Source organism: Microbacterium sp. EST19A (assembly GCF_019969685.1).
Taxonomy (GTDB): domain Bacteria; phylum Actinomycetota; class Actinomycetes; order Actinomycetales; family Microbacteriaceae; genus Microbacterium.
On record NZ_JAHXYZ010000001.1, the window covers coordinates 217,209 to 242,511 of the forward strand.

At 69.9% G+C, this 25,303-nt stretch carries 24 protein-coding genes; 12 read left to right on the top strand and 12 right to left on the bottom strand.

The genetic code is table 11. The annotated features are described in order from the left end of the window. Nucleotides 1-56 precede the first annotated feature (56 nt). Both LC452_RS01200 and LC452_RS01205 read left to right on the top strand, forming a co-directional pair. Nucleotides 57-545, top strand: coding sequence for a YajQ family cyclic di-GMP-binding protein (locus LC452_RS01200; RefSeq protein WP_223622195.1), 489 nt, complete (start codon nt 57-59; stop codon nt 543-545). A gap of 479 nt (nt 546-1,024) precedes the next feature. After that, nucleotides 1,025-1,657, top strand: coding sequence for a GntR family transcriptional regulator (locus tag LC452_RS01205; protein WP_223622196.1), 633 nt, complete (start codon nt 1,025-1,027; stop codon nt 1,655-1,657). Here LC452_RS01205 and LC452_RS01210 read toward each other — a convergent pair. The 6 genes from LC452_RS01210 to LC452_RS01235 all read right to left on the bottom strand — a co-directional run bounded on the left by LC452_RS01210 (nt 1,632) and on the right by LC452_RS01235 (nt 7,629). Continuing rightward, entirely contained in the window at nt 1,632-2,669 is a 1,038-nt protein-coding gene (locus tag LC452_RS01210; RefSeq protein ID WP_223622197.1) for an alpha/beta hydrolase, read from the bottom strand. The two genes, LC452_RS01205 and LC452_RS01210, sit on opposite strands and share 26 nt — an antisense overlap. Before the next feature lie 39 nt (nt 2,670-2,708). Next, a complete protein-coding gene (locus LC452_RS01215) occupies nt 2,709-3,740 on the bottom strand; it encodes a hypothetical protein (RefSeq protein WP_223622198.1) in 1,032 nt (343 codons plus the stop codon). A gap of 65 nt (nt 3,741-3,805) precedes the next feature. Then, nucleotides 3,806-5,179, bottom strand: coding sequence for an FAD-dependent oxidoreductase (locus LC452_RS01220; protein ID WP_223622199.1), 1,374 nt, complete (start codon nt 5,177-5,179; stop codon nt 3,806-3,808). A 61-nt stretch (nt 5,180-5,240) separates the two neighbouring features. After that, complete coding sequence (locus LC452_RS01225; RefSeq protein WP_223622200.1) at nt 5,241-6,302, bottom strand: polyprenyl synthetase family protein; 1,062 nt, start codon at nt 6,300-6,302, stop codon at nt 5,241-5,243. A 47-nt stretch (nt 6,303-6,349) separates the two neighbouring features. Beyond that, entirely contained in the window at nt 6,350-7,069 is a 720-nt protein-coding gene (locus tag LC452_RS01230) for a class I SAM-dependent methyltransferase (protein WP_308116460.1), read from the bottom strand. Next, a complete protein-coding gene (locus tag LC452_RS01235; protein WP_223622201.1) occupies nt 7,066-7,629 on the bottom strand; it encodes a hypothetical protein in 564 nt (187 codons plus the stop codon). The genes LC452_RS01230 and LC452_RS01235 overlap by 4 nt, the downstream gene beginning before the upstream one ends. 56 nt (nt 7,630-7,685) lie before the next feature. Between LC452_RS01235 and LC452_RS01240 the strand changes: the two genes are divergently transcribed. Beyond that, on the top strand, nt 7,686-8,939 hold the full coding sequence (locus LC452_RS01240) for an isochorismate synthase MenF (RefSeq protein ID WP_223622202.1): 1,254 nt from the start codon (nt 7,686-7,688) through the stop codon (nt 8,937-8,939). A gap of 3 nt (nt 8,940-8,942) precedes the next feature. Here the strand turns inward: LC452_RS01240 and LC452_RS01245 are convergent, their stop codons facing one another. The 3 genes from LC452_RS01245 to LC452_RS01255 are packed head-to-tail and all read right to left on the bottom strand — an operon-like array spanning nt 8,943 to nt 11,816. Continuing rightward, nucleotides 8,943-9,785, bottom strand: coding sequence for a polyphosphate kinase 2 family protein (locus LC452_RS01245; RefSeq protein WP_223622203.1), 843 nt, complete (start codon nt 9,783-9,785; stop codon nt 8,943-8,945). Between the two features lie 16 nt (nt 9,786-9,801). After that, nucleotides 9,802-11,469, bottom strand: coding sequence for a 2-succinyl-5-enolpyruvyl-6-hydroxy-3-cyclohexene-1-carboxylic-acid synthase (menD, locus tag LC452_RS01250; RefSeq protein WP_223622204.1), 1,668 nt, complete (start codon nt 11,467-11,469; stop codon nt 9,802-9,804). Further along, nucleotides 11,466-11,816 (bottom strand): PLD nuclease N-terminal domain-containing protein, encoded by a 351-nt coding sequence (locus tag LC452_RS01255; RefSeq protein ID WP_223622205.1) that lies wholly within the window; start codon nt 11,814-11,816, stop codon nt 11,466-11,468. Before LC452_RS01255 ends, menD begins: the two co-directional genes overlap by 4 nt. Nucleotides 11,817-11,891: 75 nt before the next feature. On the opposite strand from LC452_RS01255, the gene LC452_RS01260 reads away from it, so the two are divergent. The 4 genes from LC452_RS01260 (at nt 11,892) to LC452_RS01275 (ending at nt 15,920) form a co-directional block, all read left to right on the top strand. Then, nucleotides 11,892-12,320, top strand: coding sequence for a hypothetical protein (locus tag LC452_RS01260; protein ID WP_223622206.1), 429 nt, complete (start codon nt 11,892-11,894; stop codon nt 12,318-12,320). Between the two features lie 70 nt (nt 12,321-12,390). Beyond that, nucleotides 12,391-13,044 carry a thioredoxin domain-containing protein gene (locus LC452_RS01265; RefSeq protein WP_223622207.1) on the top strand — a complete coding sequence of 218 codons (654 nt, stop codon included), beginning with the start codon at nt 12,391-12,393 and terminating at the stop codon, nt 13,042-13,044. A 40-nt stretch (nt 13,045-13,084) separates the two neighbouring features. After that, nucleotides 13,085-13,837: a hypothetical protein gene (locus LC452_RS01270; RefSeq protein WP_223622208.1), complete on the top strand. Its 753-nt coding sequence runs from the start codon at nt 13,085-13,087 to the stop codon at nt 13,835-13,837. A gap of 4 nt (nt 13,838-13,841) precedes the next feature. Then, nucleotides 13,842-15,920, top strand: a complete 2,079-nt coding sequence (locus LC452_RS01275) for a bifunctional lysylphosphatidylglycerol flippase/synthetase MprF (protein ID WP_223622209.1) — start codon at nt 13,842-13,844, stop codon at nt 15,918-15,920. A gap of 10 nt (nt 15,921-15,930) precedes the next feature. Here the strand turns inward: LC452_RS01275 and arfB are convergent, their stop codons facing one another. Together arfB and LC452_RS01285 are read right to left on the bottom strand one after the other, a co-directional pair. Further along, a complete protein-coding gene (arfB, locus tag LC452_RS01280; protein WP_223622210.1) occupies nt 15,931-16,371 on the bottom strand; it encodes an alternative ribosome rescue aminoacyl-tRNA hydrolase ArfB in 441 nt (146 codons plus the stop codon). A 147-nt stretch (nt 16,372-16,518) separates the two neighbouring features. Next, nucleotides 16,519-17,799 carry an MFS transporter gene (locus tag LC452_RS01285; RefSeq protein WP_223622211.1) on the bottom strand — a complete coding sequence of 427 codons (1,281 nt, stop codon included), beginning with the start codon at nt 17,797-17,799 and terminating at the stop codon, nt 16,519-16,521. 70 nt (nt 17,800-17,869) lie between these two features. Here LC452_RS01285 and LC452_RS01290 point away from each other — a divergent pair, with 70 nt between their 5' ends. From LC452_RS01290 to LC452_RS01300, 3 genes are all read left to right on the top strand, one after another. After that, nucleotides 17,870-18,490, top strand: coding sequence for a TetR/AcrR family transcriptional regulator (locus LC452_RS01290; protein ID WP_223622212.1), 621 nt, complete (start codon nt 17,870-17,872; stop codon nt 18,488-18,490). Nucleotides 18,491-18,663: 173 nt separating this feature from the next. After that, nucleotides 18,664-20,418, top strand: coding sequence for an ATP-binding protein (locus tag LC452_RS01295; protein WP_223622213.1), 1,755 nt, complete (start codon nt 18,664-18,666; stop codon nt 20,416-20,418). Next, nucleotides 20,406-21,071: a response regulator transcription factor gene (locus LC452_RS01300; protein WP_223622214.1), complete on the top strand. Its 666-nt coding sequence runs from the start codon at nt 20,406-20,408 to the stop codon at nt 21,069-21,071. The genes LC452_RS01295 and LC452_RS01300 overlap by 13 nt, the downstream gene beginning before the upstream one ends. A gap of 27 nt (nt 21,072-21,098) precedes the next feature. Here LC452_RS01300 and LC452_RS01305 read toward each other — a convergent pair whose 3' ends face one another. After that, on the bottom strand, nt 21,099-22,322 hold the full coding sequence (locus LC452_RS01305) for a serine hydrolase (RefSeq protein ID WP_223622215.1): 1,224 nt from the start codon (nt 22,320-22,322) through the stop codon (nt 21,099-21,101). Between the two features lie 154 nt (nt 22,323-22,476). Here LC452_RS01305 and LC452_RS01310 point away from each other — a divergent pair, with 154 nt between their 5' ends. Next, complete coding sequence (locus LC452_RS01310) at nt 22,477-23,706, top strand: serine hydrolase (protein ID WP_223622216.1); 1,230 nt, start codon at nt 22,477-22,479, stop codon at nt 23,704-23,706. Next, nucleotides 23,703-25,280 (top strand): D-alanyl-D-alanine carboxypeptidase/D-alanyl-D-alanine-endopeptidase, encoded by a 1,578-nt coding sequence (gene dacB, locus LC452_RS01315; protein WP_223622217.1) that lies wholly within the window; start codon nt 23,703-23,705, stop codon nt 25,278-25,280. The genes LC452_RS01310 and dacB overlap by 4 nt, the downstream gene beginning before the upstream one ends. Nucleotides 25,281-25,303 lie beyond the last annotated feature (23 nt).

Sequence of the window (25,303 nt, forward strand, 5' to 3'; positions counted from 1 at the left end):
ACGCACGTTACCGGTGGATCCGCTCATCGTCGCAGCAGGCTCGGTACACTGCTCCCATGGCTGACAGTTCCTTTGACATCGTCTCGAAAGTGGATCACCAAGAGGCCGAGAACGCCCTCAACCAGGCCCGCAAGGAGGTCGAGCAGCGCTACGACTTCAAGGGCACCGGAGCATCGATCGCGTGGAGCGGCGAGCAGATCCTCATCATCGCCAACACCGAGGAGCGCGCGAACGCGATCCTCGACGTGTTCCAGTCCAAGCTCATCAAGCGCGGCATCTCGCTGAAGAGCCTCGACTCGGGAGAGCCTTTCGCCAGCGGCAAGGAGTTCCGCATCGTCTCGAGCCTCAAGGACGGGATCTCCTCCGAGAACGCGAAGAAGATCGGCAAGATCATCCGCGACGAGGGCCCGAAGGGCGTGAAGAGCCAGATCCAGGGCGACGAGCTGCGCGTGCAGTCCAAGAGCCGTGACGACCTCCAGGCCGTGATGGCGCTGCTCCGCGGCTCCGACCTCGAGGTCGACCTGCAGTTCATCAACTACCGCTGACTTCGCGGTCCGGTCGCGACCCCCATCACTCCCCCGCGGCGAACCCGTCGGGGAGGCCTCCGCGCGCCAGTTCTCCAAAGTTCTGTCATATCTCCATTGCATTCCGGTATATCGATAGGAATGGCTGAGACTGAGAGATGGTCGTCTTTCGGGACGACCGACGACGCGCGTGCCGCGTGACGGATTGCCGTCGAACGGTTTCGCGCTCTCGGGATCGCGAGCCTCCCCCCCGTGGGGACGGGGTTCACGGTGGTCCCACGCGCTCGCGTCGTCTGTGCCGGCGGGGGCTCTGCGCCCGCCGGCCACAGAGCGCACTGAGACGAAACTCTCGCGAGGCCTGATGCCACTGTGCAACATGTACGCGGCGTTAGGACTTTTGCGCGTAGTGTGTTGGCATCCTGCGCGAACTGTGATGAGGTCGCCCCTCCCGGGCGGCTCACGGGTGGTCGGGAGAAGGAAAGCAACTGGGGCGGGGGTCCATGGACGACGTGGCATCGAAGAGCATCGGCGAAGGCAAGCAGCTGCTGGCCGAAGAGGTCTTCCAACACATCGGCTGGCAGATCGTCGACGGGACGCTGGCCCCGGGGCAGCGCATCCGCGACCTCGACGTGGCCGAACGGCTTCACGTCTCACGCACACCGGTACGCGAGGCACTGCAGCGCCTCGAACGGCTCGGCATGGTGATGATGTACCCGAGCCGGTACACCGAGGTCACCGAGGTGACCACCGACACCGTCGCGCAGTCACTGGCCTTCGCCGGCTACCAGGCCGGCATCGCCGCCCGGCTGGCCGTGCCGCGGCTCAGCGCCGTGCAGCGCGAACACGTCGCCGAACTCGTGGAGGCGATGTACGGTTCCCTCCCCGACAGTGTGCAGACGATGAACACCCGCTGGGCGGTGTTCGCCTACCTCGGCGAGCACAGCGACAACGCGCAGCACTGCGTGGTCATCGAGGAGACCACCGTGGCGCTCCTGCGCAACCTCCGGCAGTGGACGGTACCCATCGACGACCGGGAGCGGATGCTGCAGGTCTACGTCGACTTCCACGACGCCATCCTCCGCGGCGACGGCGACGAGGCGGAGCGCCTCACCCGGGAGATGCACTACGTGTGACCGGTCCCGCCGCGATCGCGCACCAGCCGGTCACCCAGCGGTCCAGGCGGCGATAGGCGTCTTCCCTCGCGTCATGCCGTGAGAGGAAGACGTCGTGCAGGGCACCGTCGATCCGCTCCACCGTGACCGACGGCCCGAGCCGGAGCGCCGCGCGCGCGATGTCGTCGACCACCAGGACGGAGTCTGCGGCGGTGAGATCGGCCGACCACCGCGTCGGGGGCACCGAACGCGCGGAGAGCAGCACGCACACCGGGGCGCTGATCGACAGCCCGGAGGCGACGGTCCGGTGACCGGACAGGATCGCGTGCAGCCAGCCCGCGTAGACGGCCATCGTCTGCGCCGGGCGCCACAGCGGGTTCACGTCCATCGGGTCGTCCGGATCGGCGACCTCCTGCTGCGCCCGCGTGTAGAAGCCGAGATCGATCTGGGGAGCCACCTCGAGCGGACGGATCCTCGCCTGCAGCTCGACGACCGGCGCGAGTGCCGCCCGCACCGGCGCGATCTGGAACTCGAGCCAGGGACTGTTCAGGATCACGGCGTCCGCCGCTCCCGGATGACGCGAGGCCCACAGGCTCAGCGTCAGGCCGCCCGTGGAGTGACCGAGGAGCACGAGCCTTCGGGCGTCGGATCCGTCGACGGCGTGCCCCATCGCCGAGAGCGCGGCGGCGATGTCCTCGTCATACGTCGCGAGATCGGCGACGTACCCGGGGGTCTGCCCCTCGCGGAGGCTCCGGCCGTACTTCCGGAGGTCCAGAGCGAAGAAGCGCGCCCCCCGGGACGTCCAGAAGCGTGCGAGTCGCTTCTGGAAGAAGTAGTCCGACCAGCCGTGGATGTACAGCACGTCGACACCGTCGAGGAGCGGACGGCGTCCGCGGACCCGATCCCACCATCGCTCGTCGGCGGGCAGGGCCCGCACCAGTGTGGCCACGACCGGCCCTTGATCGTCGGCACCGAGGTCGAGGGTGAGCTGCTCGAACTCGTCGCCGAGAACATCTGCGATCCAGTCGGCCATGTGCGCCTCCCCCCTCGCCAGCCAGGCTAGCCGAGCAGGTCACTGCGGTGCAGGACGCCCGACGGTGAAGTTCTGCACGATCTGGTCCGCGAGCGGCACTAGGTCGGAGATGCCGGAGCCCTCGTACGTGGTGAGGCGGATCCAGTCCGTGCCGATGCGCAGGTCGAGCACCGGGCGCTCGAACTCGTCGACTCCCGTGAGCGCGGCATCCGCTCCTTCGATGTCGACCGCCGTGCCGTCTTCGATCCGCTCGAACGCCCAGGCCCCGCCGGGGAGGGTCGTGATCGTCAGATATCCCTGCGACTCGTACTCGGTCTCGCCGGAGGCGTAGTAGCAGATGCGCGATCCGTTGACGACCTGATACACCTCGGACGGAATGCCCCAGCCGCCGAAGGCGTCGATCAGGAACGCCTCGCCGCCGACGAATTCGGCGGTCTCTTCCGCGGTGAGGAAGCGGGTGCATTCCACACCGACGATCTCGCTCGGCGCGAGCTCGACGGCCCGCAGAGTCGAGACCGCGGAGGCACCGAGCCGACGCAGCCCCTCCTCGATGCGCGGCGCGTCTCCGGGGGCCAGTTCGGGATCGACCACGAGACCGGAGACCAGTACTTCGCCCTCGATCAACTGGAAGAAGCACATTCCGCTGTCTTCACAGCGGGCCTCTTCGCCGAAGTACCCGCCCCGGGATGCCGCCCCCTCGGTCACCGCCTGCGCGCCGGGAAGGATCGTGATCTCCCAGCTGCGGTCATCGTCTCCCGTCGAGCAGGCGATGCCTCCGGGGCGCTGGAACGCGTGGATCGCCGGACCGGGGTACCAGTTCGGCGCGGAGACCAGGCTGAGCGTCTCGGCGACGGCACCGCTCGGGGCGCCGACCAGCGTCGTCATCTCCGCCGCGACGTCGTCGCAGGTCACGTCGAAGGCGGGCGTCGGCTCGACGGCCGGCTCCACGGTGGGAGTCGGCGTGGGACTCGGGGAAGCGGATGCCGTCGGCTCCGGCTCCGGGGTCGGTGCACACCCGGAGACCAGCAGCAGCGCCACAGCGCCCAGGATGAGAAGAGATCGCCGTCGCATGCTCTCAGCCTAGGAGGCGGATCGGCGACACACCGGGAGCGTCTGGCAACGATCCGGTGACGGAGCTACTCGCCGCGCGAGACCCGCACCATCTCGTCGCGCGGGACGACCTTGACGCGGGCGCGCTCGTGCGGCGCGCCGAGTCCGATCTCGTGCTCGTCGAGGCGGTGCCAGCCCTCGAGGTCGGTCCACTGCACGCCACGCTCCTGCAGGAGTGCGGGGATCGACTCCTCCGACGGGTCCTCCGGCTGCCACCACGACCCCTGGTCGTTGATGATGTGGCGGACGGTCTCCATCGCGTCCGACTTGGTGTGCCCGATCAGGCCCACCGGACCGCGCTTGATCCAGCCGGTGGCGTAGATGCCGGGGACGCGCTGGTTGGAGTCCTTCGCGAGCACCTGACCCTCGCGGTTCGGGATCACACCGTGCTTCTTGTCGAAGGGCACACCCGGAAGCGGCGATCCGAAGTAGCCGATCGCGCGGTACAGGGCCTGGATCGGCACCTCGCGCAGCTCGCCCGTACCGACCGCGCCGCCCTCGCCGTCGGGCTGGGTGCGCTCGTAGACGAGAGCGGCCACGCGGCCGTTCTCATCCTTGCGGACCTCGACGGGTCGCGCCCAGAAGTGCAGGTGCAGGCGACGCGACGCGGTGCCGCCCGCGTTGTTCACGGAATCGCGCTTGCGCCACGACTGCAGCACGCGGTCGATCACCATGACCTGCTTGTTGCTGGCGACGGCCTCCTTCGAGGCCTCGTCGTAGTCGAAGTCCTCGTCGTAGACGACCATGTCGACGTCGCGCAGCTCGCCGAGCTCGCGCAGCTCGAGCGGGGTGAACTTCACCTGCGCGGGGCCGCGGCGCCCGAACACGTGCACGTCGGTGATCTCGCTCGCCTGCAGGCCCTCGTAGACGTTCGCGGGCACCTCGGTGACGAGCAGGTCCTCCGCGTGCTTGGCCAGCATGCGCGCCACGTCGAGCGCGACGTTGCCGTTGCCGATGACCGCGACCGATTCCGCATCCAGCGGCCACTCGCGCGGGACGTCGGGGTGGCCGTCGAACCAGCTCACGTAGTCGGCGGCGCCGTAGGACGCGACCGCGTCGACGCCGGGGATCTCCATCGACGTGTCACGGATCGCTCCGGTCGCGAAGATCACGGCGTGATAGTGGCGCTTGAGGTCGTCGAGGGTGATGTCCTCGCCGAAGCGGACGTTCCCGAACAGGCGGATGTCACCGCGGTCCAGCACGTCTCGGAGCGCCGTGATGATTCCCTTGATGCGGGGGTGGTCGGGGGCGACGCCGTAACGGACCAGGCCGTAGGGGGCGGGGAGCTGTTCGAACAGGTCGATGGAGACGTCGAACTTGCGCTCGGCCTTCAGCAGGATGTCCGCGGCGTAGATGCCCGCGGGGCCTGCTCCGACGATGGCCAGTCTGAGCTTGGTCATGGGAGGTCCTTTCGTATGCCGTCGCGCCCGTTCGTGCGACCGCCCGGTCGCACGGCCGGATTCAGCTGGAGCGCTCGACGAGGGTCTCTGCGAATCGGGTCAGCGCCTCGCGCACCGTGCCCCGCGGAAGAGGCGCGAGCGCATCGATCGCGTCCTGCGTCCAGGCGTGGGCGAGTTCGCGGGTCTTCTGCGTCACGGCGTGGTCGCGCAACTCGTCCAGCGGTCCGTCGAGGATCGCCGGATCGGCTCCGTCGGCGATGCGGGCCACGCCGTCGTCGATGCGGGCGGCGAGGTCGATCGATGCCGCGTCCGGCTCGGCCTTGAGCAGCAGGTACGGCATGGTCGGCACGCCGGCGCGGAGGTCGGTTCCCGGCACCTTCCCGGTGTCCTCGGGCTTCGCCGACAGGTCGATCACGTCGTCGAGGAGCTGGAAGGCGACGCCGATCTTCTCGCCGTAGACCCGCATCGGCTCCTCGTACTCGGCCGGAGCGTTGGAGAAGATCACTCCGCCCTGCGTGGCGGCGGCGATCAGCGAACCGGTCTTGTCGGCGAGCACCTGGATGTAGAACTGGATCGCGTCGTCGTCGGGCTGCGCGCCGAGGGTCTCGTGCATCTGACCGAGGACGAGACGCTCGAACGTGTCGGCCTGGAGCCGGATCGCGCGTTCGCCGAGCCGCGACATCAGCTGGCTGGCACGCGAGAAGAGGATGTCGCCGGTGAGGATCGCGATGCTGTTGCCCCAGACCGCGTGCGCGGCGGGGACGCCCCGTCGTCGGTCGGCGCCGTCCATGACGTCGTCGTGGTAGAGCGAGCCGAGGTGAGTGATCTCGAGCGCCTTGGCGACGTCGATGACCTCGTCGGTGTTCCCGTCGCCGAGCTGGGCCGCGAGGAGGGTCAGCACCGGACGGATGCGCTTGCCGCCGGCTTCGTAGAGGTAGCGGCTGGCGGCGTCGGCGAGCGGATCGGCGACGCGCACGTCTTCGGCGAGCCCGGTCTCGACGCGCTCGAGGCCGTCTTCGATGGCGCGCGCGATGCGTCGTGCGGCGGGGCCGATGAAGACGCGATCACTGAAGCCGAGACGGCTCGCCAGTCGCGAACCCGGCGCGATGGGGCTCGAAGTCACGGTCCCAGCCTACCTTCGTCGGGTGCGGCGGTTTGCGCCGGACGTTCTCACTCGGGCTTGCGCGCTCTGTGCAGGGCCACGATGCCGAAGGAGAGGTTGCGATACGCGACGTCGGTCCATCCGGCCTCGCGGATCCAGGCCGAGAGCTTCTTCTGGTTCGGCCACTCGCGGATCGACTCGTTGAGGTAGTCGTAGGCCTCGCCGTTCGTGCCGGCGACGCGGGCCACACGCGGCAGCACCTGGTCGTTGTAGAACCGGTAGGCGCCCCGGAACAGCTTGCCCGGCGGGGTGGAGAACTCGTTGATCACGAGTCGTCCGCCGGGCCTGGTCACCCGCAGCAGTTCACGGAGCGCCTTCTTCGGGTCGCTCACGTTGCGGAGGGCGTACGACATCGTGACCGCGTCGAATTCGGCATCCGCGAAGGGAAGGTCGGTGGCGTCGGCCTGGACGAAGGAGAGGTTGCGCATCGCGCCGTGCCGGCGCTGCCCCTCGGCCAGCATGCCCGGCGAGAAGTCGGCGGCGACCACCTGGGCGCCGCTGCGCGCGAGGGATGCCGACGACGAGGCGGTCCCCGCTCCGAGATCGAGGATGCGCTCCCCCGGCTTCGGCGCGACCGCCCGCGTGGTGGCGGCGCGCCACAGCGCGTCGTTGCCGAAGGTCATCGCCGTGTTCGTGCGGTCGTACCCTGCGGCGACCTGGTCGAACATGCCGCTGACGCGGGCGGGGTCCTTGCCGAGATCGGCGCGGTTCACATCGTTCGGGGTCACGCGTTCAGTCTAGGCGCGAGGCCCAGCGCTTCGAGCCGGTCGAGCCAGGCGTCCGGCGTGGCATCGTCGAACGGGGCCACCTGCGCGCGGACGCGCTCCTCGAGGTCGAGGGCGAGGGCTTCGAGGCGGGTCACGATCTCGGCCGGGTACCCGTACTGCACGCTGTGCTCGGCCCACTCGTCGCGATCGTCGACCCAGGTGCCGCGCTCCCCCTCGACGCGCACGACGTCGAGGTCCATGTCGATGCCCGTCGCCAGGAGAGGGTCGTCCGACCACCGGACGTCCCACCCCAGGTCGATGTAGACGCGCATGCCGTGCGGGTGGTCGCGGTTGACCGTGAGGGCGAAGTCGGTCTGCCGGGGTACGAGGGTGACGTTGGGTCCGGCGGCGACGAACCGCGCGCCGGGGCGGGCGCTCTCCCATCCGACCGGCTGCCCGATCCAATCGCCCCACTCGTCGGAGCCGAGGTACACGCAGTCGTGACGCCAGTGCGGCGATCCGTCCCACTTGCGCCACTGGAAGATCATCTCGGCGCCGGGGGCGGGTCGTGCATCGCTCATGCGCCCACCCTACGACGGCGCGATCGCGGGTGAGCGCCGCGGCTTAGGCTGGAGACGTGCACACCACCCACCTGGTCGTGGAGACCCGTGAGATCGACCCCGTCGAGGATCTCCTGGCCTACGCGGATCCCGCTCGCCCCCTCGCGTGGCTCCGTCGTGGCGACGGCATCGTCTCGGTCGGCGAGCCCCTGGTGGAGGTGCGTCCGCCCGCTGACGGCGAGGAATCACGCAGCGCCGCGCTCAGCACCTTCTGGAAGGGCATGGCCGCTCAGGCCGAGGTCGACGACGCCGTCGGACTCCCCGGCACCGGTCTCGTCGCCTTCGGCGCCTTCGCGTTCGACGAGGAGTCCGCCGCCGACAGCGTGCTGATCGTCCCGTCGCAGGTGCTCGGGCGGCACGGCGACCGCTTCTGGCGCACCCGCATCCGCATCGCGGCCTTCCCGGAGGAGCGCGGCGAACTCGTCACCCAGCCGTACGGTCCGCATTGGGCGGGCACGGTCGGGCCCGGCGCGCAGAGCCCGCAGGGCTACCAGGACTCCGTCCGCGCCGCGCTCGGCCGCATCGCCGACGGCGCACTGAGCAAGGTGGTGCTCGCGAGAGACCTCACCGGCAGCATCCCCGCCGGCTCCGATCTGCGCCGTCTCGTGCGCGCCGTCTCCACCGGCTACCCCGACACCTGGGCGTTCGCGGTGGACGGGTTGATCGGCGCAAGCCCCGAGACGCTCGTGACGGTCCAGAACGGCACCGTCACGGCGCGCGTTCTCGCGGGAACGATCGGACGCGGCGCCGACGCGGATGCCGACACCGCGGCATCCGCTCATCTCGCTTCCAGCACCAAGGACCTCGACGAGCACCAGTACGCGGTGCAGAGCGTGCTCGCGTCGCTGCGGCCGCACACGCGCGCCCTCGCGGCGAGCGAGCAGCCGTTCCTGCTCAAGCTGCCGAACCTGTTCCACCTCGCCACCGATGTGGAGGGCGAGCTGGGCAACGGCGAGTCGGCACTCGATCTCGTGCGCGTGCTGCACCCGACGGCCGCCGTGGCCGGCACGCCGACGGCTGCGGCCATCGAGGCCATCCGCGACCTGGAGCCGTTCGATCGCGGCCGCTACGCCGGACCGGTCGGCTGGGTGGATGCCGCGGGCAACGGCGAATGGGCCATCGCACTGCGGTGCGCGCAGTTCACCACCCGCGCCGACGACATCCGCGTCACGGCTTACGCCGGTGCGGGGATCGTCGCGGGATCGGACCCGGAGTCCGAGCTGCTGGAGACCAGGGTGAAGTTCCGCCCGCTCGTCGACGCGCTCGCCTGAGGATCAGCTCGCGGCGAGGCGCTTCTTCTCGGCCTCGACGTCGAAGTCGGCGCCGGGCCACTGCGGATCGATGTCCTCGAGTGCGGCGAGCAGCAGCTCCTGCACGGCGAGTCGCGCGAACCACTTCGCGTTCGCCGGCACGACGTACCAGGGAGCGGCCTCGGTCGAGGTGCGGTCGAACACGGTCTGGTAGGCCTCCATGTACTGCGGCCAGACCAGCCGCTCGTCGACGTCGCCGGGGTTGTACTTCCAGTACTTGTCCGGCCGCTCGAGGCGCTCCATCAGCCGCGCCTTCTGCTCGTCGGGAGAGATGTGCAGCATGACCTTGACGATGCGCGTGCCGGATGCCGCGACCCTCGCCTCGAACTCGTTGATGGCGTCGTAGCGGCGCTCGATCTCGGGAGCGTCGGCGAGCTCGCGCACCCGACCGATCAGCACGTCCTCGTAGTGGGAGCGGTCGAAGACCCCGATGAACCCCGGCTCGGGCAGGCGCTTCTCGATGCGCCAGAGGAAGTCGTGCTCGCGCTCCTCCGCCGTCGGCGCCTTGAACGCGGCGAGCGAGACGCCCTGCGGGTCGACGCCGCCGACCACATGGCGCACGATGCCGCCCTTGCCTGCGGAGTCCATGGCCTGCAGCACGAGCAGCACGGCGTCCTTCGCGACGCCGACCCGGCTCTCGGCGAAGAGCCGCTCCTGCAGGTCGTTGAGCCTCACGAGTCCGGCGGCGAGATCCTTCGCGCCGTGCGCCTTGCCTCTGTCGTAGCCGGGCTTGGCGTCGGGGTCGACATCGGCGAGGCGGAAACCGTCGGTGACTCGCAGCGTCTGCGTCCAGCTGTGCGCGTTCATACGCACATCCTGCCAGTCATCGCGCCAGCGGGACCTCGATGATCTGACGGCCGCCGCGCGGCGAGGTGAGCGCCTGATCGAGCGCCGTGCGGGTGGTGACGCGCTGGTACTCCCATCCGTAGGCGAGGGCGAGGTGCTCGAGCCGCACGGTGTGCGGCGTGTAGAAGGCCCGGTCGAGATCGGCCGGGCGGGCGGATGCCGCCACCTCCAGCGCATCGAAGATCGTGCCGCCTCCGTCGTTGCCGACGATGACCTGCACCCGCGGCTCGACCTCGCCGGGCGGGAGCAGCAGCGCTCCGACATCGTGCAGGAAGGCGAGATCGCCGAGCAGCACGCGGGTGATCCCGGGAGCGCCACCGGCCTGGCTGGCGAGCGCGATGCCCGTCGCGGTGGCGATCGTGCCGTCGATCCCGGCGAGCCCGCGGTTGGCGTGCACCGGCACCTTCTTGCCGCCGAGCACCTCGTCGGCGACCCGCACCAGCCGGGAGGAGCCGAACATCAGGCGGTCGTGCGGCCAGGTCGCCCGCCACACGGCGTCGACGAGGAGTTCACGGTCGAGGGGACGGCGCACGGCATCGAGCTCGGCCTTGACGGCCTCTCGGCGGGCGGCGAAGTCGGTGGAGGCGAGGGCCTCAGGGTCGGGCGCGTGCTCGCTCAGGTCGACCGCCTCGGCGGCGGAGGTGGCGAGCCACGCGCCCAGCCACTCGCGATCGGTGTCCCCGGTCTCGACCGCGACTGCGGCGACGGGGCGGGTGCGCCCGTTGAGGTTCAGCTCCTCGCCGCCGTGACGGACCGCGATGACCTCGATGCCGTCGCGTGAGAGGAGCCCCGCGACCTCGCGGCTCAACGTCGGATGCCCGAGCACCACGACGCGCTCGATGCGGCCGCCGAGGCCGTCGCGCCGCAGCAGCGCGCGGTAGCCGTGCACGATCTGACGCCCGAAACGGGCGCCGCTGACGATCTCGGCGATGAGCGGCCAGCCCCCGGCGTGCGCGATCTCCTCCGCATCCGGTCCGGCATCCGCTCCGGCGACGACGACGGTGCGCGGTCCGCGCTCGAGCAGGTGCGCCTCGGCCGGCGTCGGACGCGGGGCCTCGCCCGGCTCGACGGCGATGGGGGGCAGCCCGCCCGAGAGGGGCTCGCGGGACGGCAGATTGAGATGGACGGGCCCGGCGACTCCCGGAAGACCGTGCGCGGCATCCGACGTTCCGAGAGAAGCGGCGACGGCGCGCGCGGCCAGCCCGCTCCAGTCACCGTCTCCGGGAACCGGCGCGTCGATCTGATCGCGCACCCAGCGGTCGAAGAAGCCCTCTTGTCGCGTCGCCTGGTTCGCGCCGACACCGCGCAGCTCAGGCGGGCGATCGGCAGTGAGGAGCAGCAGCGGCACGCCCGAGTGGAACGCCTCCATGGCGGCCGGGAGCAGGTTGCCGACGGCCGTGCCCGAGGTGCAGATCACCGCGGCGGGGACGCCCGTCTCCCGTCCGATGCCGAGAGCGGTGAAGCCGGCGACGCGCTCGTCGATGCGCACGTGCACCCGCAGCACGCCCTCATCCGCGAAGCGCACTGCGGCGAGCGCGAGCGCCTGCGAGCGGGAGCCCGGCGAGAGCACGACGTCGCGCACCCCGTGCGCGATGAGATCGGCGACCAGCGATGCCGCAGCATCCGTCGCCGGCGATGAGGTCACGGGCGCGGTTCCGCGGCGGGAGGCTCGTCGGTCTCCTCGTCGAGGCGTGCGAGCTCCTCCTCGAGGCGCTTGATGCGCGCGTCCTGCTCCGTCTTGCTGATGCTCTGCAGGAAGGCAGGGTCGTCGTCGGGGGCGAGCACGCGACGGAGGCTCTCGTCGTTCGCGCGACGGCGGCCGATCGTGAACCAGAGGATGCCGCCGATCACCGGGATGAGCACCACGATCGCGATCCAGGCGGCCTTGGGCACGCCACGGTGCCGCGTCGCCGGCTGCACTGCGCAGTCGACGATGCTGAACACCCAGAACACGGCGGCCAGGAAACCGCCGACGATCAGTAGTCTCGCCACCCTTACAGTGTAGGCACGTCCGCGGGGCCGTAGCTCCGGAGAGGGCAGAGGCGCCGTTGCTAGACTGCGCGGGAAATGCTGCCCTCATCGCCGGATCGGATGCCGCGAGCGCGAGCCGAGCAGGTGCTGATCCTCCGGGTCGCCATCGCCGTCGGCCTCGCGCTCCTCCTTGTCGTCGGCGCCTGGTCCACCTCGCACGGCTCGGCCGACGTGCACGCCTCGCTCTGCCTCGCGCCGGGCGTCGCCCATACGGCTGATGCCTCGATCGGCGATGCGCACCACGACACGGTGTCGGCCGTCGACGTCCTGTCATCCGACGCCGCGCTCTGCGTCATCGCGGTGCTCTGCGGCGTCGCGCTGGCACTGCTCTTCCTGCGGCTGCGCGGCGGAACCGCCCGCGCGCTCCGCGGCCACACGGGCCGCCTGACGTCACCGCCGCGCGCCGGCCCTGCCCGGTCGCTCCCGGCTCTCACCCTCACTCAGCTCTCGATCTCCCGCACCTGAACCTCGACGCGTGCATCGGGCCGCCGCGCGCGGCATCCTTCCCCGTCGTACCCGTGTGTCTGGAGACCCCATGAAAACCTCTGTCAAGGCGACCCTGATCGCCATCGCCGTCGCCGTCGTCCTGCTGATCGTCGGCATCGTCTACACCATCACCCAGCGAGCCGCCGCGCCCGATCCCTCGGCAGACGGAGGGCCGCAGGTCGTCCGCTCCGACTCGCACGTCCTCGACGAGGGCGGAGCGGATGCCGTCACCGTCGTCGAGTTCCTCGATTTCGAATGCGAGGCGTGCGGTGCGTTCTACCCGGTCGTCGAGGAGCTGCGCGAGACGTACTTGGGCGACATCACCTATGTCGTCCGCTACTTCCCCCTGCCCGGGCATCCGAACTCGACCCAGGCCGCCCTCGCTGCGGAGGCTGCGGCGCAGCAGGACCGTTTCGAGGACATGTACCACCTGCTGTTCGAGACCCAGGCCCAGTGGTCGCACGGCACGGAGGAGACCCCTGCCGCGTTCCGCGCGTACGCCGAAGAACTCGGACTCGACATGGCGGCCTACGACGCCGCGATCGCCGACCCGGCGACGCGGGAGCGCGTGGAATCCGACAAGAGCGACGGCGAGGCGCTCGGCGTGAGCAGCACGCCGTCGTTCTTCATCGACGGCGAACCCCTCGTGCTGCAGGAGTGGGACGACCTGGAGCAGGCGATCGAGAAGGCCGTGAACGGCTGAGCGCCTGTCGCGCAGACCGGCCCCGGTGCATGATGTCGGTATGGGCGAGCGCTCATCGCCGGAGGACTCGCCTCCGGAAGACGTGAGGATCCCGGCATCCGAGCAGGAGCGCGCCGCACCGACGAGGGAGTCGGATGCGGCGCTGGGTCGGCGCGCCCAGATCCTGGCGACCGAGCACTGGGGGCTGCTCGCGGCGCGCAGCACCGCCCAGAGCGAGGTGCTGACGCGCATCACGATCTTCCTCACGCTGGTGTCGGCGGGACTCGTGACGATCGGCCTCCTCGGACAGGCATCCGGGTTCGCCGGATGGTTCGGCGGTGCATCCATCGCGATCCTGGCGTTCCTGACCCTCATCGGCTTCATGACGCAGGTGCGGGTCATGAACGTCTCGGAGGAGGACATGATGTATGTCGTCGCGATGAACCGACTCCGCGGCGCGTACGTCGACCTCGACCCGCACGTCGAGGAGATCTTCCTCGCTTCGACCTACGACGATCAGGACGGCATGAAGCTGACCTACTCGTTCCTGCGGCGCCGCAGCGTCAGCATCCTGCTCGGCAGCTCGGTGATGCTGCTGATCGTGGTGAACGCCTGCGTGACCGGACTCCTCGTCGGATCGGCGATCGCCGCCGGCGGAGGGACGTTCGGATGGGCCGTCGGTCTCGGGATCGCGGCCGGTACTGTGTTCGCCGCCGGGTTCATGACTTTCGGCGGCGTCGGGTTCCGTTCGGCGTGGAAGCAGTACGTCCCGCGGCGGAAGACCCCCGGATCGACGCCTCCCTCGCTACGCTGAGCGCATGAGCGAGGCTCCCACGCGAACGCCGAACCCCGTCCTCTCCGTCGTGCGCCGGATGCCGGCCACCCTGACGACGGTGCTGCTGATCCTCATCGTGGGCGTCGTCTGGCACGGACTGTGGGCCCCGTTCGAGGACACCGCCCTGTTCAAGAACGTGGCCTACGGGCTGCCGAACCTCGCCGACGGCAAGTGGTGGACGCCCCTGACGGGCACGTTCTTCGTCAACCAGCCCTGGGTGTACATCTTCACGATCTCCGGCTTCTGGGGCATGGGCTACCTGGAGTTCCGGCGCGGATCGCGGGTGGCGCTCGCCTACTACTGGGTCGGCCAGCTCTTCGCGATCCTCGCCACCGCACTGCTGCTGTTCGCGCTATCGCAGTTCCCCTGGGCCTGGGCCACCACGCAGGCGCAGGCGCTCGATGTGGGCGCCTCCGGCGGCACGATGGCCTGCATCGCCGCCGCCGTGGGGCTCTTCCGACCGCCGTGGCGCGTACGCGGCTGGTTGATCCTGCTCGGCTTCGTCTTCATCGCGATGCTGTTCTGGGGCAAGGTCGCCGATCTCGAGCATCTGCTCTCGGTGCTGCTGATCCTGGTCGTGGATCGCACCATGCGCGTGCGGCACACGACGGTGCGCGAGCAGCGGCTCATCGCGGTGGTGGCGATCCTCGTGCTCGGCGCCGTCGAGATCATCACGACGCTCGTCGCGACGGACGGGCCCTTCGGGCCGACGGAACCGGCATCCGGCGGCTTCATCGACCTGGCGATCGACCTCGTGGTGATCCTCGTGCTCGTGAACGGCCTGCGCCGCGGGCGGCGGTTCGCGTGGGTGCTCGCTCTCCTGCTGGGCATCTTCAACGTGCTGGTCGCCGCGCTCGTGCTCACCCTCATCACCGTCTTCAGCCAGGCTCAGCTCGATCTCCGATGGGACGGAGAGACCGAGCTCGCCCTCGCGAACGGCTTCCTCTGGTTGATCGTGCTCGTCTACCTCGTCTGGGTGCGGCGGGCGTTCCGTGCCCGGCGGCGCTCGGCTCTCGGCATCCAGCCCTCCCCCACGATCGACGATGTCAAGACGCAGCTGCGCGCGCACGGCGGCGGGACGCTGTCGTGGATGTCGACCTGGGAGGGCAACAGCTACGCCCGCGTCGCCGGGGGTGTCGTCGCGTATCAGCGCCGCAACGGGGTCGCGCTGGCGCTCGCCGACCCGATCGGACCGGCGGAGAACCGAGCGGAGGCGGTGGCCGGCTTCATCAGCGCCGCCGAGCACGCCGGGCTCGTGCCGTGCTTCTTCAGCGCGGATGCCGCGACGCTCGCCGCCGTGCCGTCGACGTGGCGGAGCATCGTCGTGGCGGACGACACGATCGTCGACCTGGCCGGGCTCGAGTTCACGGGCAAGCGCTGGAACTCGGTGCGGTCGTCGCTCAACCGCGCCGGTCGCGAATCGATGACCTTCCGCATGACGCAGTTCAAGGCCGAGCCGTGGGGTGTGCAGCAGCAGCTGCGCGCGATCTCGGAGGCCTGGGTGGGCGACAAGGACCTGCCCGAGATGCGCTTCACCCTCGGCACGCTCGAGGAGGCGGAGGATCCCGAGGTGCGGCTCGCGCTGGCCCTCGCGCCGAACGGCGATGTCGACGGGTTCCTCTCCTGGCTCCCCGTGTACGGCGACGAGGGCGTGGTGCGCGGATGGACGCTCGACCTCATGCGGCGGCGCGACGGCGGGTTCGGCCCGGTGATGGAGTTCCTCATCGGCTCCTCCGCCCGGCAGTTCTCGGACGAGGGCGCCGAGATCATGTCGCTCTCCGGAGCTCCGCTGGCGCACGACTACCCGCCGGATGCCGGGATGATCGCGGCGCTGAGCGACAAGCTCGCCGAGGCTCTGGAGCCCGTCTACGGCTTCGGGTCGCTGCACCGGTTCAAGCAGAAGTTCCACCCGCGGTACGAGACCATGTACCTGCTGTTCCGCGACGAGAGCGATCTCACGCGCATCGGCGGCGCGCTCACGCGGGCGTTCCTCCCGGATGCGACGATCCGGCAGTTCGCGGGAGCGGGTCTCGAGCTCGTGCGCGGGGGCGGGAAGGACTAGGGCAGCGCGGTCAGGAGTCGCGGGGCCGCTGCCGGAGCTGCTTGACGTCGGTGCGGCGCTGCTTCGCCTTCAGCCGGCGCTCCTTGGACCCTCGACTCGGCTTCGTCGGACGCCGCGACGGCGCCGGGGGACGCAGGGCATCGCCGACGAGCGCGGCGAGCCGGGCGCGAGCGGCATCCCGGTTGCGCAGCTGCGCGCGATGCTCGGATGCCGCGATCGTCAGGATGCCGTCGACGAGGCGACCGCTCAGCCGCTCGAGGACCCGCTCACGCTGCACCGGTGACAGCGCTGCCGAGCGCGCGGCATCCCACAGGAGCTCCACGCGGGAATCCGCGGTGTTCACCCCCTGCCCGCCCGGACCCGACGACCGGGAGAACCGCCACGACAGCTCCGACTCGGGGATCGTGACCCCCGAGGTCACCCGGAGACCGGGGCGGTGAGGAGCGGCCATGCCTCCATCATCCTCTTCGCGCGCGCACTTCGCCCGCGCACGGATCTCGCAGAACAGCACGAACCTCGCAGAGGATCCGGAGATCGTCTGCGAGGTTCGTGTCGTTCTGCGACGTTCCGCGGCGTGCGCGCGGAGCGGCATCCGTCCTCAGCCGACGACCGCTACCTGCTCGACCGGGGCATCCGGCGCATCGATCGGCGACCTCTTCGCGGTGTTCGCGATGTGGGCGCGGCCGACGACGATCGCGGCGACGACCATGAGGGCGGCGCCGAGCCAGTACGGGGCGGCGTGGCTGACGGTGACGTAGAGGGCGCCGGCGATCAGCGGAGCGACCGTGCCCATGGCGGCGTTGAGCGACTGGGTGGCTCCGCCGAGCCAGCCCTGCTCGTCGTCGCCGACCGCATTCGACATGGCGCCGTCCATCGCGGCCGTCGAGGCGCCCTGACCGGCGGCGAGCATCAGCGCACCGACGATGAACACCCACGGCTGGGCGAAGATCGACGCGACCACCGCGAGACCGAGCAGCCCGACCATCTGCGCGACGATGCCGCTGACGATCACGCCGCGCTCACCGATGCGCGGGAGCAGGATGCCGAGCAGCACGCCCTGGATGAGGATGTCGATGATGCCGACGGCCGCGGTGAGCAGGCCGATCTGGGTCGGCCCCCACTGGATGGAGTCCAGCGCGAGGACGCTGAAGTTGTTCACGAAGAAGCCGAACGGCAGGGCGAGCAGCCCGAAGGCGATCATGAGACCGCGGAGCTCCTTGCGGCCGAACGCGTTCTTGAAGACGGCGAACGGCTGGACGTCGCGCAGGCGGATCGTCGAGATGCGGTTCTCGGGCTTCAGGCTCTCCGGCAGCAGGAAGATGCTGAGGATCGCGATCGTCAGACCCACAGCTGCGGTGAGGAAGACGGGGAGCTGGATGCTGATCGCGGCGAGGAGTCCGCCGATCGCCGGGCCGATCATCATGCCGATGCCGGAGAGGGCGCCGAGCAGACCGAACCGCTGGGCGCGCTTCTCGGGCGGGGTGATGTCGGCGAGGTACGCGAACAGGGCCGGGAGGTCGCCGGCGGTGAGGCCCTGGATGACGCGTGCGAGCACCAGGACCCAGATCGCTCCGCCGATGCCGAACAGCGCCATGGCGAAGGCCGCACCGAAGGCGGCGGCGATGATGACGGGCCGGCGACCGAAGCGGTCGGAGAGACGCCCGAGGAACGGAGCGACCAGGAAGGCGCACAAGCCGTTGACGGCCTCCAGAACGCCGACCCAGATCGCGAGGTCCTTCTCCTCGGACACGTACTGCAGCACGACGAACGGGAGGACGGGGAGGACGACCGTCATACCGATGACGGTGAGCATCGTGAGCACGATGAGCATGATCCAGGCGCGGTTGGCGCTCTTGATCGAGTGGATGGGTGAAGTCATACCTTAAGTGTACCGATACCAGTTTTGGTGTCAAGCCAGTTTTGTAGCGACTCCGCGCTAAGCTGGTCTCATGACCAACATCGAGCCGATGGGACGACGCGAGCGGAAGAAGGCGGCGACCCGCAAGAACATCTCCGACGTCGCGACCGCTCTGTTCCTGGAGCGCGGCTTCGATGACGTCAGCATCCGCGAGGTCGCCGATGCCGCCGACGTCTCCCCCACCACGGTGTTCGCGCACTTCGCCCAGAAGGAGGCGCTCGTCTTCGACGAGGACGACGAGCAGCGCGACCGTCTCGTCTCCGCCGTTCGCGACCGCCCGTCGGGCACCACGATCAACGGCGCCATCCACACCTTCTACGCGACGGAGCTGAAGGCGAACGTCGACGAGCACGGCGACGACATCACCCGCACCTTCATGCGCTTCCTCAACGAGACGCCCGCGCTGCGCGACTACGCGGCGAAGATGTGGCTCCGGCATGAGGATGCGCTCGCGGATACCATCGCCGACGAACTCGGACTGTCGGAGCCGACGCCGGAGATCCGCGTCTACGCCCGCTTCGTGCTGCAGATGCAGCTTCTCGTCAACGAGAACGACGACCCTTTCGGCACGCTGGAGGCGGGGTTCGCGATCCTGGACGGCGGCTGGTCGCCCATCGAGGCGCGGCTGGCCGACGGCGGCACCGCGCGATAGGTTCCCGCCTGTAGCGGCGACCGAGATCGCAGCGTTCTGGGAGTCGCTCACGGCTCGCGCTCCCGAGCGCGGCTGTCGCCGGAGGATGAACGCCGCCCGATCGTGGAGGGGCACCCGCCGCGCACCGATATTTCGGTAGTGTGCCCACAGACCTCGATCGAGAAAGATCCCCCGTGTCGTCTCAGACTTCCGTCTCACCGCTCACCCGCCCGACCCCGCGACGTCTGCAGGGCGGCCGGATGGGATCGCTGGAGATCGCGCTGATCTTCATCGCCGCCCTCGCGGTGCTGGTCGGCGTCATCGTGATCGCCGTCGGCTTCCAGGGCACCGGCGAGCCTGTGGCGGTCGTCGGCCTGATCGGGCTCGCGTGGATCTGGGCGGCCGCAGGGATCCTCGCCTGGTGGCGGAGACCGACCAACGGCATCGGCGGTCTGCTCCTGATCGGGGCCCTCTCGGTGTTCCTCGTGAGCACGGGATACGTCGGTGCGCCGGGACTCTTCTGGGTGAACGCCGTGTTCGCCACCACCCCGCTCGGCGTGGCGATCCACCTGCTGCTGGCCTTCCCCTCCGGCCGCGTCCGGGGTCGCCTGTCCGTCGTCGCCGTCGTGCTCGGCTACGTGACGTGCGTGGTGTTCGACACCGCGCGCGCCCTCACCGCAGGCACTCCGGCGTTCGAGCTGCTGTCCTTCGTCCAGAGCCTGTGCGGCCTCACGGCCATGGGGCTGGCCGCGATCGTGCTCGCGCAGCGGCTACGGGCAGCGGATGCCGCGCACCGGCGGGTGCTGCTCCCGCTCTTCACCTACGGCCTCCTCGCCGTGATCTGCCTCCCTTTGCTCCCCAACCTGCTGTTCCCGATGGGCGTCGGCTTCGACGTGGTCGTGTCGATGCAGGGTCTGCTGCTCGCCGGGCTCCCGATCGCGTTCCTCCTCGGCGTGCTCCGCGGCGGCTTCACGCGCACGACGCCTCTGGAGGCTCTGAGCGAATGGCTCGCGATCCGCGGAGCGAGCCGGCCCGCCGTCGCGCAGGCGCTGGCGACGACCGTCGGGGACGACACGCTCCGGGTCGCGTACTGGGACTCGTCGAGAGGCCATTTCATCGACGAGCACGGCGCCGAAGTGCTCGGCATCCCCGACGCTCTCGATCCCGACCGCGCCTCTCTGCAGGTGCACGTCGACGATGATCTGGTGGGGCGGATCGATTACGACGCGCGCATGATCGCCGAGCCCTGGCCGGTGCGTCGTGCCGCCGAGGTGCTCGCCATCGCCCTCGACCGCGAGCGTCTGACCACCCAGCTGCTCGTCAGCAACGACGAGCTCACCCAGTCGCGCGTGCGCATCGTCGAAGCCGCCGACCGCGAACGCTCCCGCATCGCCCGCGACCTGCACGACGGCCTGCAGATGCAGCTCGTGCTGCTCGCCATCGAAGCCCAGACCATCGCGAACACGGCGGCCGAGACGGCCACGACCGACGACATCGAGAAGCTGCGCCGCGGCATCGACGTGGCCGCCGCAGACCTGCGCCGTCTCGTGCACGACGTGCTGCCGGCGGCGCTGTTCGAGCGAGGACTCATCGCCGCGACGGAAGACCTCATGGACCGCCTGTCGGTGCCCGCGACGCTCGTCGCGGAGATCGACGAGACCACGATCCCGGCCTCGACCGCCCACACCGCCTACTTCATCATCGCCGAGGCACTGTCGAACACCGTCAAGCACGCGAGCGCATCCCGCGTGCGCGTGAGCCTGACCCAGGACGCGGGCAGGATGACCCTCGAGATCGAGGACGACGGCATCGGCGGCGCACGGATCGGCGCCGGTGTGGGGCTGCGCGGACTCGCCGACCGCGTCGACGCCCTCCGCGGAACCATCTCCATCCGGTCGGAGCCGCTCAACGGCACCTCGGTGCGAGTGGAGCTGCCATGCGCGTCGTGATCGGCGAAGACGAGGTGCTGCTGCGCGAGGGCATCGCCCATATCCTCACGACCGACGGCTGGGAGGTGCTGGCCAGCGTGAGCGACGCGGTCCAGCTCGAACGCGAGGTGGAGCGCCACGTCCCCGACCTCGTGCTCACCGACATCCGGATGCCGCCGACCTACACCGACGAGGGGCTGCTGGCCGCGCTGCGGATCCGCCGCGCCCACCCGGGTATCGGAGTGGTCGTCGTGTCTCAGCACGTGCAGCGCCGCTACGCCGTCGAGCTCCTCGAAGGCGGAGCCGGAGGGTTCGGATACCTCCTCAAGCAGCGGATCGCCGATGTGCGCACGTTCACTGCCGACATCCGCCGCGTCGCCGCCGGAGGCACCGCGCTCGACCCGGAGGTGGTCTCGGTGCTCGTGGCGCGGGCGAGTCGCGGCGCCTCGGCGATGGCGAATCTGACACCCCGCCAGCTCGAAGTGCTGGGGCTGATGGCGCAGGGGCGCAGCAACGCCGCGATCGCCGCACAGCTGGTGTTGAGCGAGAAGGCCGTCGTGCAGCACACGTCGAGGATCTACGACGCCCTCGGCCTTCCGGTCGACGCCGACGATCACCGGCGGGTGCTGGCCGTCGTCCGCCACCTGCAGGCTGCGGTCCCGCCCATCGGGTGATCCCCCGCACGGACGGGACCTGCCGGATCAGTCGCCGTCGTACATCGCGTCGATCAGGGATCGGGCGATGATGGCGGCAGCCGGCTGCCCCTCCATGTTCGGGGCGAGCGTCGCCCAGACGACGACCGTGACATCCGTCTCCGGGTCGTACCCCATGAACGAGTTGTACCCGGGCAGCTCCCCGATGTGACCGTAGAACGATCCCATTCCTGCGACTCCCCAGCCGTACGCGCCTTCGCCCTCGGACGGCTGCACGCTCTCGATACGGCGCTGCTGCATGTCATCGCTCAGGACTCCGCCGCCCCCCAGCGCCTCGACCCACGTCGCCAGATCCGGCGCGGTCGAGATGCCCGATCCCGCCGACCATGCCCAGGACGGGTTGTCGTCCGTGTGATCGGTCGGAAGCAGCTCCCCGGCTGCGACCGCGGCGAGATCCTCCTCCGACAGCGCCGATCCGTCCATCGTGTCGACGTTGTTCGAGAACATGTAGCCGTGCGCGCTCGGCTCCGCGATCGACGAATCCGCGAGCGCCGGGAACGATGTGTGCGCGAGCCCCAGCGGCTCGAACAGACGCTCCTCGAAGATCTCGGGCAGCTCCTTGCCCTCGAGCTTCTCGGCGATCAGGCCCAGCAGCACCGTGTTGGTGTTGGAGTACGTGTACCCCTCGCCCGGTGCGAAGTACGGCTCCCCCGCCAGCCCCATCCGCACCAGCTCCTCCGGGTCCCACACCCGGTCGGGAGTCTCGTCGAGTGCCGTGTTCAGCTCGAGCGTCGTCGTGTAGTTGAAGAGTCCGCTGCGCATCGTCAGCAGCTGCTCGATCGTGATGTTCTCCCCGTTCGGAACGTCGGGGCGGTAGGTCGACACCGGATCGTCGAGGGCGATCTTGCCCTCCTCGACCAGCTGCAGGATCACGGTTCCCGTCCAGGTCTTCGTGTTCGACCCGATCCGGATGCGGTCATCCAGCGTGACCGGGGTCGAGCCACCCCACTCGGTCACCCCGTACGGCACCTCGATCTTGCCGTCGGGCGTCCGCACGATGACGACCGCACCGGGAAGCATCATCTCCTCGGCCTGTTCCTCGAACAGGGCGGTCAGCGCGTCGGCGTCGAACGCCACCGCGCCTTCCGACGAGGCCGACGCCCCGGCGGATGCCGTGGGTTCGGGAGCGGGCGCTGCACAGCCGGCCGTCGTCAGCACCAGGGCTGCGGCCGCGACGAGCGAGATTCTGGTCACCACATTCTTGACGATCACCGCATCAGTCTGGCCGCGCCCGAACCCCGGCAGCCATGGACCTGGGTCCCCAGTCGTCCGACGACCCAGACCCATGGTGGCGCGTGTGCCCGGAGAGGAGGCTGATCAGGATGGGGCCCATCGCGCCCTTCCCATTCGACGCAGGGAGACCCTCATGACCGACCGCATTCGACGCCGGCCGCTCGCGCGCACGCGCGCGCACGCCCCCGCGCGACCCGGTGTGCACCACCTCGCCGCGCTGGGGGTGATCGTCGTCGCGCTGGCGGGATGCACGGCATCCCCCACGCCCGAAGCGAGCACCCCCGCCCCCGCCGCGCCGGAGTCGCTCCGCCCCGCGGCCCCCGAGGGCGAGCTGCCCGATGAGCTGCAGACCGAGCTCCAGCAGATCGTCGACCAGACCATGACCGAGTACGTGGTGCCCGGCGCCGCCGTCGGCGTCTGGATCCCCGGTGAGGGATCGTGGACCTCGGCGAGCGGCCTCGCCGACATCGAGGCCGATGCGCCGGTGTCGCTCGACATGACCTGGCCCCTGCGCAGCGTCACGAAGTCGTACACCGTGACGCTCATCCTCCAGCTCGTCGACGAGGGGAAGATCACCCTCGACGACACGATCGACCAGTACGTCGAGGGGATCACGAACGGCGACAGCATCACGCTCCGCCAGCTCGCCGACATGTCGAGCGGGAACTCCGACTACACGACGACCGACGCGTTCGGCGCCGCCTACAGCGCGGATGAGGCGACGATCTTCTCCCTCGCCGACCTGAACGGCTTCCTCGTCGACCAGCCGGCTGCCTTCGACCCGGGCACGCAGAAGGTCTACACGAACGCCAACACCAACCTGCTGGGCGGTGTCGTCGAGAAGGTCACGGGGCAGCCGTTCGAGGAGGTCCTCGACGAGCGGATCCTGCAGCCGCTCGGCCAGAGCGGCACCCGCTATCTGCTCGACGCCTCGGCCTGGACGGATCACCCGAACGGCTATGTGCTGCTCGACGGCGAGCAGGTCGTGCAGAACGACAACCTGTCCATCTACGGGCCCGCAGGCTCCATGGTCTCGACGCTCGATGACGCCCGCGTCTGGGCTGAGGCGCTGGGGTCGGGACTGCTGCTCGAGCCCGCGACGCAGACCGAGCGGCAGAACGGCGCGCCCCTCGACGCCGGGCCGCCGTACGACCTGTACGCCCTGGGCATGGGCGAGACGAACGGCTGGTGGGGACACAACGGCGAGGGTCTCGGCTTCACGGCCGCCGTGTTCCACGACCCCGCGTCCGGGGCGAGCATCGCCGTCTTCATGAACGCGTCGAACGTGGAGCCCAAGGCGCATCCCGCAGACCAGACGTTCCGCCGGATCGCCGAGCTCCTCGCCGATCGGACCGCGGAATGAGCGCGGTATCCGTGCGCCGCGGCGCCGCGGTCGCCGCCGTCGCGGGCCTCGTGCTCGCGGGCGCGACCGCCTGCACCCCGGAGAGACCCTCCGATCCCTGGGCGGTCGACGGCCTGCCGGACGCCGCTCTCGACGTCATGAACCAGGACCGCTACGCCCACGCCACGTGGTCGATCGCGGTGCACGACCTCGAGACCGGCGAGGTGCTCATCGACCTCGGCGCCGATCGGATGGTCGAACCGGGTTCGTTCGTGAAGACGTACAGCGCGGGTGCCGCATGGCTCGAGTGGGGGCCGGATCACACCATCACGACGCCGGTGAAGCGCACGGGCGAGATCACCGCCGGCGTCCTCGGCGGCGACCTGGTGCTCGTGGGCATGGGCGACCTCACGATGGGCGGTCGCACCAAGGACGACGGGACGGTCGACTTCGCCGACTTCGACCACAACGACGCGAACTTCCTTCCGGGATCGAGCCTCACCCCGCAGGACCCCCTCACCGGGCTCGACGACCTCGCCGCACAGGTGAAGGCGGCGGGCATCGATACGGTCGCCGGCGACGTGATCATCGATGACCGGCTGTTCACCGGCACGCTCGGCGGCCAGGCGGTGACCCCGATCATCATCAACCAGAATCTGGTCGACGTGATGGTGCATCCGTCCGAGCCGGGAGAGCCCGCGACCGCCGAACTGACGCCCGCCGTCTCGCCGTGGATCGTGACCTCCACGGTCGAGACCGTCGAAGCCGGCGGCGAGACGGACATCACCCTCGAGGAGTCGTCGCACGACGGCGAGGTCATCGTCTCGGGGACCATCGCCGCCGACAGCGAGCCGCAGCTCAAGGCCTACGCGTTCGACGACCCCGCCACCTTCGCGCGGACGGCGTTCATCGAGGCACTGGACCGTGCGGGCGTGACGGTCGGCACGGATCCGCTCGCGCCGAACCCCGCGGGGGCCCTTGCCGACCGTGCGGCCGTCGACGCGCTGCCGTCGATCGCCGAACTGGAGTCGCTCCCCCTCGAGGAGGAGGTCACCTACGTCATGAAGATCAGCTACAACCGGGGTGCGCAGACGCTCATCTGCCGGCTCGCGGTGGAGCGCGGCGAGACGAAGTGCGACGCGGGGATGCCGATCGCGGGAGAGATCTGGAAGGACGCGGGTCTCGAAGTCACCGGGGCCTCGCTCATCGACGGATCGGGCCTCGAGGGCAACTACGTCACGCCCGAGAACGCCCTCCAGATCCAGACGCTGATGGCCGAGCGTCCTGATGCGGAGCGCTGGAAGGCGACCATGCCCGTGCTCGGCGTCGACGGCTCGCTCTCCATGGTGCAGGCCGACAGCCCGGCCGCCGGCAAGGTCTTCGCGAAGACCGGCACCCTGCTCAACGGCGATTCGTTCAACGAGAGGTTCCGCCTCTCGACCAAGACCCTCGGCGGTGTGATGGAGACCGCGTCAGGTCGCGACCTCGCGTTCACGATCATCGTCACCCAGGGGTTCCTCTCCGATCCGAACGGCATCCTCGACGCCAACGACGACGTGGGTGCCGTCGCCGCGATCATCCAGCAGGCCTACTGAACCAGGCCACCGCACGAAAGAAG